This window comes from Streptomyces sp. NPDC034049 (assembly GCF_055575575.1).
The window spans coordinates 324105-340999 of the sequence record NZ_JBVISJ010000007.1 but is presented as its reverse complement, the minus strand read 5'-3'; the positions used below and the strand labels follow the sequence as shown (position 1 = coordinate 340999).

At 73.6% G+C, this 16895-nt stretch carries 15 protein-coding genes; 11 read left to right on the top strand and 4 right to left on the bottom strand.

The features are described from left to right. The first annotated feature begins 56 nt into the window (after positions 1 to 56). The 4 genes from ACZ52C_RS22445 to ACZ52C_RS22430 all read left to right on the top strand — a co-directional run bounded on the left by ACZ52C_RS22445 (position 57) and on the right by ACZ52C_RS22430 (position 5096). Positions 57 to 1376: an MbnB/TglH/ChrH family RiPP precursor modification enzyme gene (locus ACZ52C_RS22445; RefSeq protein WP_469076505.1), complete on the top strand. Its 1320-nt coding sequence runs from the start codon at positions 57 to 59 to the stop codon at positions 1374 to 1376. A gap of 254 nt (positions 1377 to 1630) precedes the next feature. Beyond that, positions 1631 to 2422, top strand: a complete 792-nt coding sequence (locus tag ACZ52C_RS22440) for a DUF4142 domain-containing protein (RefSeq protein ID WP_469076391.1) — start codon at positions 1631 to 1633, stop codon at positions 2420 to 2422. Positions 2423 to 2591: 169 nt separating this feature from the next. Continuing rightward, a complete protein-coding gene (locus tag ACZ52C_RS22435) occupies positions 2592 to 3362 on the top strand; it encodes a TIGR04222 domain-containing membrane protein (RefSeq protein WP_469076390.1) in 771 nt (256 codons plus the stop codon). Positions 3363 to 3449: 87 nt separating this feature from the next. After that, positions 3450 to 5096, top strand: coding sequence for an alpha/beta hydrolase (locus ACZ52C_RS22430; RefSeq protein WP_469076389.1), 1647 nt, complete (start codon positions 3450 to 3452; stop codon positions 5094 to 5096). Between the two features lie 6 nt (positions 5097 to 5102). Here the strand turns inward: ACZ52C_RS22430 and hemQ are convergent, their stop codons facing one another. Beyond that, positions 5103 to 5834: a hydrogen peroxide-dependent heme synthase gene (gene hemQ / locus ACZ52C_RS22425; protein WP_033529407.1), complete on the bottom strand. Its 732-nt coding sequence runs from the start codon at positions 5832 to 5834 to the stop codon at positions 5103 to 5105. A gap of 5 nt (positions 5835 to 5839) precedes the next feature. Then, a complete protein-coding gene (gene hemG / locus ACZ52C_RS22420) occupies positions 5840 to 7342 on the bottom strand; it encodes a protoporphyrinogen oxidase (protein ID WP_469076388.1) in 1503 nt (500 codons plus the stop codon). A 194-nt stretch (positions 7343 to 7536) separates the two neighbouring features. Here hemG and ACZ52C_RS22415 point away from each other — a divergent pair, with 194 nt between their 5' ends. Both ACZ52C_RS22415 and ACZ52C_RS22410 read left to right on the top strand, forming a co-directional pair. After that, on the top strand, positions 7537 to 8553 hold the full coding sequence (locus tag ACZ52C_RS22415) for a DUF4349 domain-containing protein (RefSeq protein ID WP_469076387.1): 1017 nt from the start codon (positions 7537 to 7539) through the stop codon (positions 8551 to 8553). A 37-nt stretch (positions 8554 to 8590) separates the two neighbouring features. Beyond that, positions 8591 to 9994 (top strand): FAD-dependent oxidoreductase, encoded by a 1404-nt coding sequence (locus ACZ52C_RS22410; protein ID WP_469076386.1) that lies wholly within the window; start codon positions 8591 to 8593, stop codon positions 9992 to 9994. A 148-nt stretch (positions 9995 to 10142) separates the two neighbouring features. Here ACZ52C_RS22410 and ACZ52C_RS22405 read toward each other — a convergent pair whose 3' ends face one another. Next, positions 10143 to 10478, bottom strand: a complete 336-nt coding sequence (locus ACZ52C_RS22405) for a hypothetical protein (protein WP_179202201.1) — start codon at positions 10476 to 10478, stop codon at positions 10143 to 10145. Between the two features lie 123 nt (positions 10479 to 10601). Here ACZ52C_RS22405 and ACZ52C_RS22400 point away from each other — a divergent pair, with 123 nt between their 5' ends. Continuing rightward, complete coding sequence (locus tag ACZ52C_RS22400) at positions 10602 to 11411, top strand: rhomboid family intramembrane serine protease (protein WP_469076385.1); 810 nt, start codon at positions 10602 to 10604, stop codon at positions 11409 to 11411. Between the two features lie 161 nt (positions 11412 to 11572). Beyond that, positions 11573 to 12421: an NAD(P)/FAD-dependent oxidoreductase gene (locus ACZ52C_RS22395; protein ID WP_469076384.1), complete on the top strand. Its 849-nt coding sequence runs from the start codon at positions 11573 to 11575 to the stop codon at positions 12419 to 12421. A 59-nt stretch (positions 12422 to 12480) separates the two neighbouring features. Here ACZ52C_RS22395 and hemE read toward each other — a convergent pair whose 3' ends face one another. Beyond that, a complete protein-coding gene (gene hemE, locus ACZ52C_RS22390) occupies positions 12481 to 13548 on the bottom strand; it encodes a uroporphyrinogen decarboxylase (RefSeq protein ID WP_469076383.1) in 1068 nt (355 codons plus the stop codon). Positions 13549 to 13734: 186 nt separating this feature from the next. Here hemE and ACZ52C_RS22385 point away from each other — a divergent pair, with 186 nt between their 5' ends. The 3 genes from ACZ52C_RS22385 to ACZ52C_RS22375 all read left to right on the top strand — a co-directional run bounded on the left by ACZ52C_RS22385 (position 13735) and on the right by ACZ52C_RS22375 (position 16859). Continuing rightward, positions 13735 to 14406, top strand: coding sequence for a DUF3000 domain-containing protein (locus ACZ52C_RS22385; RefSeq protein WP_469076382.1), 672 nt, complete (start codon positions 13735 to 13737; stop codon positions 14404 to 14406). A 315-nt stretch (positions 14407 to 14721) separates the two neighbouring features. Beyond that, positions 14722 to 15381, top strand: a complete 660-nt coding sequence (locus tag ACZ52C_RS22380) for a helix-turn-helix transcriptional regulator (RefSeq protein ID WP_033529424.1) — start codon at positions 14722 to 14724, stop codon at positions 15379 to 15381. 176 nt (positions 15382 to 15557) lie between these two features. Next, positions 15558 to 16859 (top strand): ribonuclease D, encoded by a 1302-nt coding sequence (locus ACZ52C_RS22375; protein ID WP_469076381.1) that lies wholly within the window; start codon positions 15558 to 15560, stop codon positions 16857 to 16859. Positions 16860 to 16895: the final 36 nt, after the last annotated feature.

Below are 16895 nucleotides of genomic sequence, written 5' to 3'. Positions count from 1 at the left end.
ACACACAGGGTCCTGGTGAAGCCGTGGCCGACGTGACCGAGGAGGGGACGGGGACGATGGAGCAGATCGCACGGTTGGGGACGGGGATCGGCTGGCGGCCGGAGATCGCCGACGCCGTGGAGCGCATGGCCGGAGCGGACGGCGGTGTCGACTGGGTCGAGGTCGTCGCCGAGAACGTCTGCCCCGGCCACATCGCGGAATCGTTGCTGCGGCTGCGCGAGCGGGGCGTCACGGTCGTGCCGCACGGGGTCTCCCTCGGTCTCGGCGGCGCCGACCGCCCCGACGAGCAGCGCCTGCGCTCCCTCGCGGAGCGCGTGGAGGCGCTGGGCGCCCCCCTCGTGACCGAGCACATCGCCTTCGTCCGGGCGGGCGGCGCCCTCACCGCGTCGCCGCTGCTGGAGGCCGGCCATCTGCTGCCGGTGCCGCGCACCCGGGACGCGCTGGACGTGCTGTGCGAGAACGTCCGGATCGCCCAGGACGCGCTGCCGGTGCCGCTGGCGCTGGAGAACATCGCGGCGCTCATCAACTGGCCGGGCGAGGAGATGACGGAGGGGCAGTTCCTCTACGACCTCGTCGACCGCACCGGCGTCCGCCTCCTCATCGACGTGGCGAACCTGCACACCAACCACGTCAACCGGGGCGAGGACCCCGCCAAGGCGCTCGACGAGCTGCCGGTCGAGGCCATCGCGTACGTCCATGTCGCGGGCGGCTTCGAGCGCGACGGGGTCTGGCACGACAGCCACGCCCACCCCGTCCCGCAGCAGGTCCTCGACGTCCTCGCCGACCTGGCCTCCCGGGTCACCCCGCCGGGCGTGCTCCTGGAGCGCGACGACAACTTCCCCGAGCCGGGCGAGCTGGAGCGGGAGCTGGGGGCGATCCGAGGGGTGCTGAAGAAGGCCGAACCGAAGGCGGTCGAGGCCGTGCCGACGGCCCGTGAGGAGGCGGTCGAGGAGGCCGAACCCGTCGCCCGGCAGCGGCTCGGGCTGGCACAGGCGGCGCTGCTGTCGGCGCTGGTCGCGGGAACCCCGGTGCCCGAGGGGTTCGACCGGGTGCGGCTGGGCGTGCAGGCGCGGGCCCTCGCCGCCAAGCGGGCGGACGTGGTGGCCAAGGTGGCGCCGGAGCTCCCGGAGATCCTCGGAGCGTCGTACCGGCCGGCCTTCGTCGCGTACGCGCAGGGCCACCCGATGACCGACGGCTACCGGCGGGACGCCCTCTCCTTCGCCGAGCACGTGCTGCTCACGGGCCGCCCGGACGACGCGGCCGTCCTGCGCGAGGTGCGCCGCTGGTGGCTGGAGCGCTCGGGTCCCGTGCCGCTCTCGCAACGGCCGACGGCCCGGCTGGCCCGCGCGACCCGCAGGGTGCTGCTGCGCCGGTGAGGCGAGGGGGGTGGGCCGCGGGAATGTGCTGCGATTAACAGACCCATGTCCCCCACACGGGTTTACCGTCTCGTGCGCCATGGTTTGGCATGATTCGCCCACCCTTTCCCGCGCCCCATCCGACGGCCTTTGTCCCCTCCTCAACCGTTCCTCCTCATACGGCAGTTGACTCGGACCGGGCAGTAACATGCCGGTGTGTAGGCCGACAAGCACCCGTTGCGCACCAGCGTGCGGTGCCGTGCGCAGGAGGCACCATGCGAACCACCGACGGCAGAGGGGGACCGTTCAGTGGCACAGGACTCATCGTCGCCGGACTGACGGCGACGCTCGTCGCGTTGCTCTTCCCGATCTGGTCGTACGCGGACCGCTCCGGCACCGGCGTGAGCGTGCTCAACGCCTCCACCGTGACGACGCAGTACGGCCCGCTGTCCGCCCTGGACCGGGACTTCGTCACCAAGGTCAGGCTGGCGGGGCTGTGGGAGCTGCCGGCCGGACAGCAGGCGCAGACCAAGGGCACCACCCAGGCCGTCCGCACCGCCGGGGAGCATCTCGTCGAGGGGCACACCTTCCTCGACGCGCGGGTCCGCGACGTGGCCGCCCGCCTCGCGCTGCCCCTGCCCAACCAGCCGAGCGACCAGCAGAAGGAATGGCTGGACACCCTGACGGCGGCGCAGGGCGAGACCTACGACCGCGAGTTCGCCAACATCGCGCGCCTCGCGCACGGCAGGGTCTTCTCCGTCGTCGCCCAGGTCCGGGCCACCACCCGCAACTCGCTGGTCCGTGAGCTGGCCGACGACGCCAACACCACCGTCCTCGACCACATCAAGGCGCTGGAGGCCACCGGGCTCGTCGACTACGACGCGATCGCCCGCGACGCCGCCTCGGCGAGCGCCCCGCCCCTCACCAACTCCCCCACGCCGCCGACTCCGTTGAACGACCCCGGCTCCCCCGTCCCCGTGACCCCCTCGCCCGTCCCGTCACGGCCGGACCCGTCGCCGACCTACACCCTGCCCCCGGCCGCCAACGGCCCGGTGGACGACGGCTGACGCCGACGCGGCAGCCCCGGCAGAGCCCCCGCGACGCCGCCCGCCCGCCGCCGCCCGGTCCTGGCAATTGCGGGCCGCGACGGCGAACAAACGGAAGAGAGCGGCCACCTTCCCTGCGGATTACGGACAACGCCCGATGCGGCCCGGGACCGGCGCATAGAAACACGCCATGCTCTGGGTCCTCTTCCTCCTGCCGGCCTGGGCCGCCGCCGGCGTGTCCTGTGCCCGACTCTGTCTCACCTCGATGCGCGCGGCGGCGGCCGACTCCGACGTCCACGCCGACCACGCCCACCACTGCCACCGGCTCACGCTGTACGAGGCGGCGTTCCTCTCCGGCGGTCCGGCCCGCGTCGCCGACCTCACCCTGGTCTCCATGGCCGGCCGGCGCAGGCTCCTGCTCGCGCACACCGGCTGGGTGACGGTGGTGGACCCGCAGGGCCGGGACGACCTGGAGCGCTCCGTCATCGACGCGATAGGCCCCGGCGGGCAGGCCCGGATAGCGCCCGTACGGCGGACCGCCGCGGCCGCGGATCCCGTACGCCGTCTCTCCGACCGGCTCGTCGCGGCGGGGCTGGCCGTGCCCGACGCCGCGCGCACGGCCGTGGCCGACGCGGTCACGCAGGTACGGGGCGCCGCGCTGGGCGTGTGCGTGCTGGGGGCGCTGGCGTTGATGCTGCCCGTGCAGGGGTTCGAGGAGCACCGGACGCTGGTCGCGCTGTGGTTCGCGCTGCCGCTGGTGCTGACGCTCAGCTGCCTGGTCATCGCACGGGTCGAGCGGCAGCCGGGCACACGGTGGGCGACACCGGAGGGGATGCGGGTGCTGCGGACCGTCGCCGGCCGGGGCGGAGGCGACCTGGCGGACCTCGTCTCCGTGGCGGTCCGGGGCGTCGGCGCGGTCGGGTCCCCGGAACTGCGGGCGGCGTTCGCGCAGCGGCAGTGACGGCGACACTCCCTGACAGTCCTTTACTTTCGCCCCGTATACCGCCAAACATCCCTTTGTCGCTGTCGTGCTTCGGAGGGATTCGCCATGCGGGCTGCCGTTCTCCACGGGACCGTCGGGGCGGTGGTGCTGAGCTGCCTCGGTGCCGCGCCGCCCGCCGAGAGGGACCTGAGCCGGACGGCGGCGGAGTCGGTCGCCGTCGCGGCCGCGCGGGCCGCCGACGAGGGCATCCGGTTCGGCCCGTGCCCGGTGGCGGAGGGGCTGCCGGACGTGGTGCGGTGCGGGACCTTCGCGGTACCGCTCGACTACGCGCGGCCGGGCGGCCGGCAGATCTCCCTGACCGTCAGCCGGATCGAGGCCCGGGGCAAGGACGCGAAGGGGCGGAAGGTCGACCGGCAGGGGGCACTGGTGTTCAACCCGGGCGGGCCCGGCGCCTCCGGGATGTTCTTCCCGCTCGTCGGTCACCTCCCGGACTGGAAGCGCCTCGGCGCCGCCTACGACCTCGTCGGCTACGCCCCGCGAGGGGTCGGCCGCTCGGCACCGCTGTCCTGCCAGGACCCGCAGCGACTGCACCGGGGGCCCGCACCGGCGCCGACACACCCCTCGGAGTCGTACAAGAAGGAGCGCGTCGCACGCGCCAAGGCGTACGCGCGGGACTGCGCGCGACGGGGCGGGAGCGCGCTGCGGCACTACCACTCCCTCAACAACGCCCGTGACCTGGACGTCCTGCGCGCCGCGCTCGGCGAACCACGGCTGACGTTCATGGGGGCGTCGTACGGGACGTACCTCGGGGCGCTGTACGCGGCCCTGTTCCCCTCCCACGTACGCCGCATGGTCTTCGACTCGGTCGTGAACCCGGCCCCCGAGCAGATCTGGTACCGCAACAACCTCGACCAGTCGGCCGCGTTCGAGGGGCGCTGGGCGGACTTCCGGGCCTGGGTCGCCAGGCACCACCGGGTCTACGGACTGGGCGACACCCCGCAGGAGGTGCTGCGGAGCTACGAGCGGGCGGCGACACGGCTGGCCGCCCGGCCCGCCGCCGGCAAGGTGGGCCCGGCCCAGCTGCAGGGCGCGTTCCTCCAGGCCGCGTACTACGACGACCTCTGGCCGCAGCGCGCCCTGGCGCTCTCCACGTATCTGAAGGGCGACCCGAAGCCGCTCGTCCAGATCGCCGGGCCGTACCCGGAGGCAGCCGTCGAGCAGGAGAACGCGAAGGCCGTCTACACGGCCGTCGAGTGCAACGACGCGCCCTGGCCGACGCGGTGGAGGGACTGGGACCGCGACAACACCCGGCTCGCGCGGACCGCGCCCTTCGAGACCTGGGACAACGTGTGGACGAACCTGCCGTGCGCCTACTGGAGCGGCCCCCGGCAGCGGCCGCTCGACGTGCGGACCGGGCCGGACGAGCTGCCGCCGACGCTGATCCTGGCGGCCGAGCGGGACGCGGCCGCGCCCTACGACGGCGCGATCGAGCTGCACCGGCGGCTCTGGGGCGCGGCCCTGGTGACCGAGCGGGACGCGGGGAACCACGGGGTCGCGGGAGGCACGAACAGGTGCGTCAACGGGTACCTGGAGGCGTACCTGTTGGAGGGCCGGGTCCCGGACCGGAGGGCCGCGTGCGCGGGGCGGCCGGAGCCGAGGCCCGGCACCGCGCGATCAGGTCCTGCCGGGCCCCGCGGCCAGGCGGCCGCGGGCCCGTCCCGGCTGATCGCGCCGTTCCCCGCGCCCCTCTAGGGGCGCCTACGCCAGGCCCGCGACCAGCTCCGCCACCGACTTGCGGCGGCCCGTGTAGAACGGGACCTCCTCGCGGACGTGCATCCGGGCCTCCGAGGCGCGCAGGTGCCGCATGAGGTCGACGATGCGGTACAGCTCGTCGGCCTCGAAGGCGAGGATCCACTCGTAGTCGCCGAGCGAGAAGGAGGCCACCGTGTTGGCCCGGACGTCCGGGTAGCCGCGGGCCATCTTGCCGTGGTCGGCGAGCATCCGGCGGCGGTCCTCGTCGGGCAGCAGGTACCAGTCGTAGGAGCGCACGAAGGGGTAGACGCTGACGTAGTCGCGGGGCGTCTCGTCGGCGAGGAACGCCGGGATGTGCGAGCGGTTGAACTCGGCGGGGCGGTGCAGCGCCATGTTCGACCACACCGGGGTGAGCGCGCGGCCGAGGCGGGTGCGGCGGAAGAGGTTGTACGCCTCCTGGAGCTGGTCGCTGGTCTCGGCGTGCCACCAGATCATGACGTCGGCGTCGGCGCGCAGACCCGACACGTCGTACGTACCGCGGATGGTCACGTCCTTGGCGGCGAGCTGGTCGAACAGCTCCTGGACCTCGTCGGCGTACCCGGCGCGGTCCTCCGGCAGCACGTCCTTCAGCCGGAAGACGGACCACAGCGTGTAACGGATGACCTCGTTGAGGTCCTTGGCCAGCTTGCCCTTGTTCGGGATCCGGCCGGACTCGGTGGTGGGGGCGTCGTCGCTCATGGGTCTCATTCTCCCGCTCCGCCGTGGAGGCTCTGCACCGGGTGGGCCGTGAGGTGCCGCACCGCGCGCAGGTCACCGTGGATCTGGTCGACCGCGGCGGCCGCGCTCGCGACGCACGCCGGGATGCCGACACCGTCGTACGCCGCGCCGCAGACCGCGAGGCCGGGCAGCTTGCCGAGGTGCTCGCGCAGGCGGGCCACGCGCGCGTGGTGGCCGACCGGGTACTGCGGCAGGCCGTCGTCCCAGCGGGTGACGCGGGTCTCCACGGGAACGGCGGACAGACCGGTGGCCTCCCGCAGGTCGGTTCTCGACACCTCCACCAGGTGGGCGTCGTCGCGCTCCAGGATCGCCGTCTCGCCGTACCGGCCGACCGAGGTGCGCAGGATCAGCAGGTCCGGGTTCCGCTCGGCGATCCAGCCCCACTTCTGGGAGGCGAACGTGGACGCCTTGATGGTGCGGCCGTCGACCGGCGGCACCAGGAACCCGCTGCCCTCGGGAAGGGTGACGTCGGCGCGGCGGTAGGCGAGGGTGACCAGGGCCATCGAGGCGTACTCGACGGCCGCCAGCTCGGCGGCGGCCGCGGGCGCCTCGGCCCGCAGCAGGCCGGCGGCGGCCGGGGCGGGGACGGCCACGACGACGGCGTCGGCGTGCAGGACACGCGGGGCGGCCCCGGCGCCCCGCTCACCCGCGCTGCCGGCTCCGGCGACGACGCGCCAGCCGCCCGAGGCCAGGCGGCGCAGTTCCGTGACGGGGGTCCGGGTGAGGATCTCGGCGCCGCGTGCCCGCACCGACTCGGCGACGGCGAGCGGCAGTCGGCCCACCCCGCCCTCGATGCCCATGAAGACCGGCCCGGTCTGCTGAGCGGCGGCCGCTCGCTCCTGGATGCCCCGGACCGCCTCGGTGAGGGAGGTGTGGGTCCGGGCGGCCTCGAAGAGCTGCGGGACGGCCGAGCGCATCGAGATGCGGTAGGCGTCGCCGGCGTAGACCCCGCCGAGCAGCGGCTCCACCAGGCGGTCGACGACCTCACGGCCGAGGCGGGCGGCCACGTACTCGCCCACCGCGACGTCGTCCCCGATCTCGGTGCGCGGCAGGTCGGCGTCGCGCTCGATGCGGGCGAGGCCCTCGTCGGACAGCACCCCGGCCAGGGCGGACGCGGTGCCGGGAACGCCCATGACGTGGCCCTTGGGCATGGGGCGCAGGGCGCCCCGGGTCCAGAGGGAGGCGGTGGCGGTGGCGGGCGGCTGGAGCCGGTCGGCGAGGCCGACCTCCCGGGCGAGGGCGACCGCCTCGGGCCGACGGGCCAGGATCGACTCGGCGCCGAAGTCGACGCGGGCGCCCGCGATCTCACCTGGGAGCAGCTTGCCGCCGACCCGGTCCGTGGCCTCCAGGACGGTCACGCGCGCACCCCGGTCCAGCAGCCCGTGCGCGGCGGCCAGCCCCGCGACACCGGCCCCGATGACGACGACATGCCCGGCGTCGCGCCCGGCCTCCGTACCCGATCCGCTCATGGTTCCACCCTCTCAGACGTCACTGACAGTCATGGCGCCGGTCCCGTCGGCCGGACAGCGCCGCCGTGGCCCCGCCGAGTCCCGACCGTGACCGCTTCGCGACTGCTTCCGCCCAACGTTCCGGCCCGCTCCGGCGTCAAAGGACCGTCAGCAAGGCAGACAGGCAGTTCTCGACCCTCGGGGGGCACACCGCAATGGCAGAAACACGTGGACGACGTTCCCGGCGGCCCGCAGGGGCCCTGGCAGCCCTGTTCCTCGCCGCCGCCCTGGCGCTCACGGGCTGCGGCGCCGGCGACGAGTCGAGCGACGGGAGCAAGAGCGCCGCCCGCGACGGCCGGGCCGACGACAGCATGGCCCAGCAGGAGGGCGCCCTCGCCGACGAGAGCGGCGACAGCGGCTACTCCGGCAAGGACAAGCCCTCCGACGCGCCGAGCGTCAGCCCGAGCCACATCATCCGCACCGCCACCCTGACCGTGCGGGTCAAGGACGTGCCGAAGGCCCTGGACGAGGCCCGCACCGCCGTCGAGGGCGTGGGCGGGTTCGTGGGCAGCGAGTCCACCACCCGGGACGGCGAGGACCGCGAGCGCACCCGGGTCGTCCTGCGGGTGCCCGCCGAGAGGTACGAGGAGGTCCTGACGGAGCTGGAGGGCACCGGCAAGCTGATCGAGCGGAAGACGAAGGCCGAGGACGTCACCGACCAGGTCGTCGACGTGGAGAGCCGCATCAAGACGCAGCGGGCGAGCGTGGCCCGCATCCGGGAGCTGATGGACCGGGCGACCAAGCTCGGCGACGTGGTCACCCTGGAGGGCGAGCTGAGCACGCGTCAGGCCGACCTGGAGTCCCTGCTGGCCCAGCAGAAGTCCCTGAAGGACCGCACCAGCCTGGCCACCATCACGCTCTCCCTGTCCGAGACCGCGGTGAAGAAGGCGCCCAAGGACGACGACCCCGGTTTCGCGGACGCGCTCTCGGGCGGCTGGAACGCGTTCGTCGCCGTCTTCCGCTGGCTGGCCATGGCCCTCGCCGCGATCCTCCCCTTCGCGGTGACGACCGCCTTGGTGCTGTTCGTGTGGTACCGCCTCACCCGCTCCCGCCGGCCCGCGCCGGCGACGGCGGGAGGGGCCGTCTCGCTCCCGGCCGCCGGGCCGGACGAGAAGGAGCAGCAGGAGCCGGAGTCGCGCGAGGAGGGGCAGGGGCGGCAGGAGCGGGAGTGACGCGAGCGCGGCGGACGTTCCCCCGTAGCGTGTTCCCATGAACACGAGCCGCGCTGAAGAACGTTCGAGGGAACGCCTGGTGATCGTCGGGGGCGACGCGGCGGGCATGTCCGCCGCGTCGCAGGCCCGTCGGCTGAAGGGCCCCGACACCCTGGAGATCGTGGCGTTCGAGCGCGGCCACTTCACCTCTTTCTCGGCGTGCGGCATCCCCTACTGGGTGGGCGGCGCCGTCCCCGAGCGGGACCACCTCATCGCCCGCTCACCCGAGGAGCACCGGGCCCGGGACATCGACCTGCGGATGCGCACGGAGGTCGTGGAGATCGACGTCGAGGGCTCCCGCGTGCGGGCGCGGGACCTCGAAGCGGGCACCGAGTCCTGGACCGCGTACGACAAGCTCGTCATCGCGACCGGCGCCCGTCCGGTCCGCCCCGACCTGCCCGGCGTCGACGCGCCGGGGGTGCACGGCGTGCAGACCCTCGGCGACGGCCAGGCCCTGCTGGACACGCTGACCGCCACCGAGGGCCGTCGCGCGGTGGTCGTCGGCGCGGGATACATCGGCGTGGAGATGGCCGAGGCGCTCATCAACCGGGGGTACGAGGTCACGGTCGTCAACCGCGGCAAGGAGCCGATGTCGACCCTGGACCCGGACATGGGCCGGCTGGTGCACCAGGCCATGGAGGGCATGGGCATCACCATGGTCGACGACGCCGAGGTCACCGCCCTGCGCACCGGCGACGACGGCCGCGTCCGCGCGGTCGCCACCGAGGACGCCGAGTACCCGGTGGACGTGGTGGTGCTGGGCATCGGCGTGACCCCGGAGACGGAGTTGGCGCGGGCGGCGGGGCTGCCCGTGGGCGACCACGGCGGCCTGCTCACCGATCTCGCGATGCGCGTGCGGGGCCACGCGAACATCTGGGCCGGCGGCGACTGCGTCGAGGTCCTCGACCTGGTCTCGGGCCGCGAGCGGCACATCCCGCTGGGCACCCACGCCAACAAGCACGGCCAGATCATCGGCGCCAACGTCGGCGGCGGCTACGCCACGTTCCCCGGCGTCGTCGGCACCGCCGTCAGCAAGGTCTGCGACCTGGAGATCGCCCGCACCGGGCTGCGCGAGAAGGACGCCGACCGGGCCGGGCTCCAGTACGTCACCGTCACCGTCGAGTCCACGAGCCGCGCGGGCTACTACCCGGGCGCCGCCCCCATGACCGTGAAGATGCTGGCCGAACGCCGCACCGGCCGTCTCCTCGGCGTCCAGATCGTCGGCCGGGAGGGCGCGGGCAAACGCGTCGACATCGCGGCGGTGGCCCTCACCGCGGGCATGACGGTGGAACAGATGACCGCGCTCGACCTCGGCTACGCCCCGCCCTTCTCCCCGGTCTGGGACCCGATCCTGGTGGCGGCGCGAAAGGCGACGGCGGCGGTGAGGTCCGGCAGCGCTTAGACGTGCGGCGCCTGGAACGAGGGGCTCGATGCTTTTCGGGGCCTGGATATCAGGGGCCCGCTGGGCTTTTCAGGGGCGCGGGGAACTGCGCGACCAGCCACGCATCACCCGCACCCGGCAACGCACAGCACCCGCACGGCGCTCCCCCTTACACAGCCGACGTACCGGTGATCCGATCGATGGCCTGCCGAGCCTGCTCCGTCGGCGGCCGCGACGGCAACGAGGACACCGACGCGGCGGACGTCACCGCCGGCGGCGCCGTAGGAGCGGCGGCCGGCTTCGCGTGGGCCGCCGCCGGCCGGGCCGACCGCAGGCGATGGCTCACGGCCTCGTCCAGCGTCACCGGCCGCTGCATCCGCGCGGCCAGCCGCCCCGCCTCCTGGCCGAGCGCGGCCACGTCCTCCCAGGGCAGCCGCACCACCAACGAGATCTCGGCCTCACCATCAGGGGTGGCGTGCATCGCCGGGGCAACTCGGTCGTTCATCGCCTGTTCCTTACGTAGATACATAGATCCGCGGTTGAGAACTCATACGCACCACCCACCCCGTACGTTCACCGGCCACCGACCCGCCTGATTCCGGCCCCGTATCGCGGGCACACGTCCGGTGTGGTCATCCCCGTCCATGACGTGAACCCCGCGGGCCGCACGCCCTACGTGACCTACGCACTCATCGCCGCGAACGTCTTCGTCTTCGTCTTCATGCCGGGTCTCGCCGGCACCGTGCCGGGCGACAGCGCGGCGGTCCGGCTGTGCCACACGCAGGCGTTCCTGGAGCAGTACGCGGCGATACCGCAGGAGTTGATCCGCCATCAGCTGCCGCGGCTGGTGCCGACCGGCGAACTCGCCCCCTCCGGCGGCTGCGCGTTGGGCCCGCCGGGCTACGACAAGTCGCCCGCGCTGTCCGTCCTCACCGCGCTGTTCCTCCACAGCGGCTGGCTGCATCTGCTGGGCAACATGCTGTTCCTGCTGATCTTCGGCAACAACATCGAGGACCGGCTGGGCCACATCCGCTTCGCGCTGTTCTACCTGGCCTGCGGGTACGCGGCGTCGTACGGCTACGCCCTCCTCAACGCCGACTCCGGGGAGCCCCTGATCGGCGCGTCCGGGGCGATCGCCGGGGTGCTCGGCGCGTATCTCGTCCTCTACCCGAAGGCCAGGGTCTGGATCCTCGTCCCGTTCCTGCTCTTCCTGCCGCTGAGACTGCCGGCGTGGCTGGTGCTGGGCTCCTGGTTCGTGCTCCAGGCCGTCCACTCCTCCGGCGAGGGTGTCGCCGACGTCGGCTCGGTGGCGTACGCGGCCCATCTCGTCGGCTTCGTCGCCGGCATGCTCCTCGCCTGGCCCCTGCGCCCGGGGACCCCGCCCCCGCCCGAGCCGCGCGGCCTGCTGTTCGGCAGACGGGCGCGGCCGGGGTGGTGAACACGGCGGGACCGGTCGGGACGAGGCGCCGACCGGCGTCGGCCAGGGCTCACGGTGGCGGCTTCGCGGCGCTGTCCTCCGTCGGGAAGAGCGGCGGTACGTGTTCCGCGAGTTCGGCCGCCCGCGGCTGGCCCTCGGACCGGCCGGCGCCGCCGAGGGGTGTGTTCACCCTGCGGGGCCGGGAGGACGCGCTGGCGCTCCGGGCCGAACTCCTGCCGGGGCGCCGGCTCGTCGTCGTCGGTGCGGGCTTCCTCGGCGGCGAGATCGCGGCCGCCGCCCGTGGCCGGGGCCTCGACGTCACTCTGGTCGAGGCGGGCTCCCAGCCGCTGGAACGTGCCATCGGCTCGGCGGGGGGCGCGTACATGGCCGCGCTGCACCGCGAGTCGGGCATCGACCTGCGTACCGGCACCACGGTCACGGACTTCCGCTCGTCCTCCGACGGCCGGCTCGCGGGCGTCCGGCTCTCGGACGGCACCGACCTGCCGGCCGACAGTGCCGTGCTCGCCCTCGGAGCGGTTCCCGCGACCGGCTGGCTGGCCGGCTCCACACTCGCCGCCGAGGACGGGGTGCGCTGCGATCCGTATCTGCGCGCCCTGCGCCCCGACGGGACGGTCGTGCCCGGTGTGGTCGCCGCCGGAGACGTCGCCAAGGTGCCGCAACCGCTGGCCGACGGTGCGGTGTTGGCGCTGGGGCACTGGGCCGACGCCGTGGAACACGCGGCGACCGCCGCGCGCACGCTCCTCGATCCGGCGGCGTCGCGGCCCTACACGGGCGTGCCGTTCTTCTGGTCCGATCTGCACGCCGTCAGGATCCGCTCGGTCGGTCTGCCGGCCGCGGCGGACGAGGCCCGCGTCGTCGAGTACGACCTCGCAGCTCGCCGCCTCGAGATCGCCTACCACCGGGCGGGCCGACTCGTCGGAGCCCTGACCATCGGCCGAACGAGCCGCCTCGCGGCCTACGGCGAAGCACTGCGTGCGCCGCTGGAGAAACGGCCACGGACGGCCGCCTGACGAACTCCGGCACGGCGTTCGGCACCCGCGACCGCCGGACACGCAACCGCGCACGGTCCCTAGCGCGCCGTCCGCGTGTGGACGTACTCCACGAGGCGGGTCAGGGCGTCCGGGTCGGTGCTGGGCATGACGCCGTGGCCGAGGTTGAAGATGTGGCCCTCCAGACCGGCGGCGGTGTCGAGGACCTCGCGGGTCTTGGTCTCGACGGCGTCCGTGCCGGCGAACAGGACGGTCGGGTCGAGGTTGCCCTGGAGCGCCTTGCCGGGGCCGACGCGACGGGCGGCCTCGTCGAGCGGGACGCGCCAGTCGACGCCGACGACGTCCGCGCCGGCCTCGCCCATGAGGCCCAGCAACTCACCGGTGCCGACGCCGAAGTGGATGCGCGGGACGCCGTAACCGGCGACGGCGTCGAAGACCTTCGCGGAGGCGGGCAGCACCGAGCGGCGGTAGTCCGCGGGGGCCAGTGCTCCGGCCCAGGAGTCGAAGAGCTGGACGGCGGAGGCGCCGGCCTCGATCTGCACCTTGAGGAACGCGGACGTGATCCCGGCGAGGCGGTCGAGCAGGTCGGCCCAGAGCTCGGGGTCGCCGTACATCATCGCCTTGGCGTTCTCGTACGTGCGGGACGGGCCGCCCTCGACGAGGTAGCTGGCGAGGGTGAAGGGGGCGCCGGCGAAGCCGATGAGGGGGGTCTCGCCGAGTTCGGCGGTGAGCAGCCCGATGGCCTCGGTGACGTAGGAGACGTCGTCGGGGGTCAGGTCGCGCAGCTGGGCGAGGTCGGCGCGGCTGCGGATCGGCTTCTCGACGACGGGTCCGACGCCGGGCTTGATGTCGAGGTCGATGCCGATGGCCTTGAGCGGGACGACGATGTCGCTGAAGTAGATCGCCGCGTCCACCCGGTGCCGGCGGACCGGCTGGAGGGTGATCTCGGTGACCAGCTCGGGCCGCATGCACGACTCCAGCATGGGGATGCCCTCGCGTGCCTTCAGGTACTCGGGGAGCGAGCGCCCGGCCTGCCGCATGAACCACACCGGTGTGTGCGGCACGGGCTCGCGCCTGCACGCCTTCAGGAAGGCTGAGTTGTACGTGGCGGTCGGCTGGTGGCCCGAGGGGCTGGCGTTGGCACTCACGAGGCAAAGTCTCCCACGCCCACTTGACAGCGACGGCCCGGGTCGGGGACGGCCGGGACCCACGCCTCCGCGGTCGGCTCCCGCGGCCGTCGGCGGGGCCCGCGTTCGCTGAGCGCGATGCGACCGTGACCCAGCGCACGGGTGTCTTGCCCTGCGCCGGGGCCCCGTTCCCCTTAATGTTCCGGCATGGCTGCGGCTCAGGGACGACTGTCGGACGGCGCTGGCGGGATGGACGACGCGAAGGAGGGGGAGCGCGATGCGAGGGAGACGGCACCGCTGCCGTTCCGTTCCGCCGTCGAAGCGCTGAAAGCCACACGGCTGCGGCCGGAGATCGAGATCGAGTCGACCAAGCCGCCCCAGCGGCTCGCCCCGTACGCGTACGCCCTGGAGGCCGCGGTCGTCGAGGGCGACGAGGATCTGGCCGACGGCCGGCTGGTGCTGCTGCACGACCCGGCGGGACACGACGCCTGGCAGGGCACGTTCCGGCTGGTGACGCTGGTCCGGGCGGAGCTGGAGCCCGAGATGGCGGCGGATCCGCTGCTGCCGGAGGTGTGCTGGTCGTGGCTGACCGGCGCGCTGCAGACCCGGGGGCTGTCGTACGGGGAGCCGAGCGGGACGGTGACGCGGGCCGGCTCGCACTATTTCGGCGGACTGGCGTCGCGGCCGGCCGCGTCCCAGATCGAGATCCGGGCGTCGTGGACCCCGCGCGAGGTCCTGGGCGGGGTTCCCGACACCGCCGCGCATCTCGCCTCGTGGTGCGATCTGCTCGCCCAGATCGCGGGTCTGCCCCCGGCCGTCGACCCCGGGGACGCGGCGGTGGTGTCGCTGCCGCAGCGGCGGGGGCCGCAGTCCCGCTGAGCCCTCTCCCCCTCAAGCTCTTCCTCAAGGACCGTGCTCCGCGGAGCACGGTCCTTTTCGTCGGCCCTCCCTCTCGTCACTTTGTCGATACGGCCACTTTCGGCCTCGTATCGACATGAAGCGACACCGTTCGATCTTCGAATGATCGAAGATTTGTCCGAATTGAACGTATTGTTACTCACCAGATCGTGATCATTCTCTAAAGGAGCAGAGGTTTGGTGCCGAAGACCTCTGTGACCTTGAAAGCACGGTTCGTCCCGGCTTCGACCCCACGAGCCCAGCGAGCCGGCCCCCGTCCCGCACCCAGGAGGCCTGGTGTCCGTTCTCCTCGAGCAGCCCGCAAGCCTGGTCGCCTACCGTCCGAACAAGCCGACCGCGATGGTGGTGGTGGCGGATCCCCGGGTCCGGTCCACCGTGACCCGCCACCTGTGGGCCCTCGGGGTCCGCGACGTGATCGAAGCCTCGTCCATCGCCGAGGCCCGCCCCCGCGTCGGGAACCCCCGTGACATCTGCGTCGCAGACGTCCACCTGCCGGACGGTTCCGGCCTGACACTCCTCTCCGAGACCCGCGCGGCGGGGTGGCCCAACGGCCTCGCCCTCTCCGCCGCCGACGACATCGGTGCCGTACGCAACGCCCTGGCGGGTGGTGTGAAGGGATACGTCGTCACCGGCACCCGCACCAACATCGGACTGCCCACCCGCCCGGGGGCCGCTCCCATCGGCTCCGCGGCCCGTATGCACCGCCGTCCCCCGGGCGCCCCGAGCCACCCGGGCGGCTACCGGGAGCTGTCGGGACGGGAGGTCGAGGTACTGCGCCTGGTCGCGGAGGGGCAGTCGAACAAGGCGATCGGCGTCTCCATGGGCCTGTCCGCACTCACGGTCAAGAGCCACTTGGCCCGAATCGCACGCAAGCTCGGCACCGGCGACCGTGCCGGAATGGTGGCGGTGGCCCTGCGCACCGGGATCATCCACTGACGTCGGGGGTGCCGGAGCGGCGAGAGACCGGGATTCCTCCCGCTCGTCCGGTCCCTCCCTGTTCGCCGGGAACATTCACTGACACGTGTGACACGTGACCGGTTTACGACCCCGCAAGGCCCGTCGGCGGAACGTTCCGTCGGCGGGCCATGTCCATACACAGATACCCTTGACAGGTGACCGACGCCCAAGAGACCGCAGCAGACAGGACCCTGCGAACCACCGGAGGCGCCCCTCCGGACGACGGCGGATCCTCTGAAGCGGGGGCGCCGATCCCTCTGCTGGAGCCGAGGGACGGCATTCCGGCCGTGATCGCCGACGAGTCCTCGCTCGCCGACGTGATCGCCGCGTTCGCCGCCGGCTCCGGCCCCGTCGCCGTCGACGCCGAACGCGCGTCCGGTTACCGCTACGGCCAGCGGGCCTATCTGGTGCAGCTGCGCCGCGAGGGCGCGGGCACCGCGCTCATCGATCCCGTCGCCTGCCCCGACCTCTCCGGCCTCGGCGAGGCGCTCTCCGGCGTGGAGTGGGTGCTGCACGCGGCCACCCAGGACCTGCCCTGTCTGCGCGAGATAGACATGGTGCCGACGCGGATCTTCGACACCGAGCTGGCCGGGCGGCTCGCCGGGTTCCCCCGGGTCGGCCTCGGCGCGATGGTCGAGGGCGTCCTCGGCTACGTCCTGGAGAAGGGCCACTCCGCGGTCGACTGGTCCACCCGCCCGCTGCCCGAGCCGTGGCTGCGCTACGCCGCGCTCGACGTGGAGCTGCTGGTGGACCTGCGGGACGCCCTGGAGAAGGAGCTGGAGCGGCAGGGGAAGCTGGAGTGGGCGCGGCAGGAGTTCGACGCGATCGCGTCCGCGCCGCCCGCCGAACCGCGCAAGGACCCCTGGCGGCGCACGTCCGGGATGCACAAGGTGCGGCGGCGCCGGCAGATGGCGGTCGTGCGTGAGATGTGGGAGGCCCGGGACCGGATCGCGCAGCGGCGGGACGTCTCGCCGGGGAAGGTGCTGAGCGACGCCGCGATCGTGGAGGCGGCACTGGCCCTGCCGGTGAACGCGCAGGCGCTGGCCGCGCTGAACGGGTTCGGGCACCGGATGGGGCGGCGGCAGCTGGAGCAGTGGCAGGCGGCGGTGGACCGGGCCAGGGCCCTGCCGGACAGCGCGCTGCCGGCGCACGGGCAGCCGGTGACCGGGCCGCCGCCGCCGAAGGCGTGGGCCGACAAGGATCCGGCGGCGGCGGCCCGGCTGTCCGCCGCGCGGGCCGGGGTGTCCGCGCTCGCCGAGCAGCTCAACATGCCGCAGGAGAACCTCATCACCCCGGACACCGTCCGGCGGCTCTGCTGGGAGCCGCCGAGGTCGCTGGACGCGGAGGCGGTGAGCGCGGCGCTCGCGGGGTACGGGGCGCGGGCCTGGCAGGTGGAGCTGGTGACGCCGGTGCTGGTGGGGGCGATGTCCGCGGTGGCGAAGGCGAAAGAGGCCTAGGCGCCGCCCGTGGGGGGCGACCCTCCCCCGCCCCGG

Excerpts from the sequence above, each read along its gene's own strand:
- ACZ52C_RS22445 (WP_469076505.1), top strand. The coding sequence starts at position 57 with ATGGAGCAGATCGCACGGTTGGGGACGGGGATCGGCTGGCGGCCGGAG.
- ACZ52C_RS22440 (WP_469076391.1), top strand. The coding sequence starts at position 1,631 with ATGCGAACCACCGACGGCAGAGGGGGACCGTTCAGTGGCACAGGACTC.
- ACZ52C_RS22435 (WP_469076390.1), top strand. The coding sequence starts at position 2,592 with ATGCTCTGGGTCCTCTTCCTCCTGCCGGCCTGGGCCGCCGCCGGCGTG.
- ACZ52C_RS22430 (WP_469076389.1), top strand. The coding sequence starts at position 3,450 with ATGCGGGCTGCCGTTCTCCACGGGACCGTCGGGGCGGTGGTGCTGAGC.
- hemQ (WP_033529407.1), bottom strand. The coding sequence starts at position 5,834 with ATGAGCGACGACGCCCCCACCACCGAGTCCGGCCGGATCCCGAACAAG.
- hemG (WP_469076388.1), bottom strand. The coding sequence starts at position 7,342 with ATGAGCGGATCGGGTACGGAGGCCGGGCGCGACGCCGGGCATGTCGTC.
- ACZ52C_RS22415 (WP_469076387.1), top strand. The coding sequence starts at position 7,537 with ATGGCAGAAACACGTGGACGACGTTCCCGGCGGCCCGCAGGGGCCCTG.
- ACZ52C_RS22410 (WP_469076386.1), top strand. The coding sequence starts at position 8,591 with ATGAACACGAGCCGCGCTGAAGAACGTTCGAGGGAACGCCTGGTGATC.
- ACZ52C_RS22405 (WP_179202201.1), bottom strand. The coding sequence starts at position 10,478 with ATGAACGACCGAGTTGCCCCGGCGATGCACGCCACCCCTGATGGTGAG.
- ACZ52C_RS22385 (WP_469076382.1), top strand. The coding sequence starts at position 13,735 with ATGGCTGCGGCTCAGGGACGACTGTCGGACGGCGCTGGCGGGATGGAC.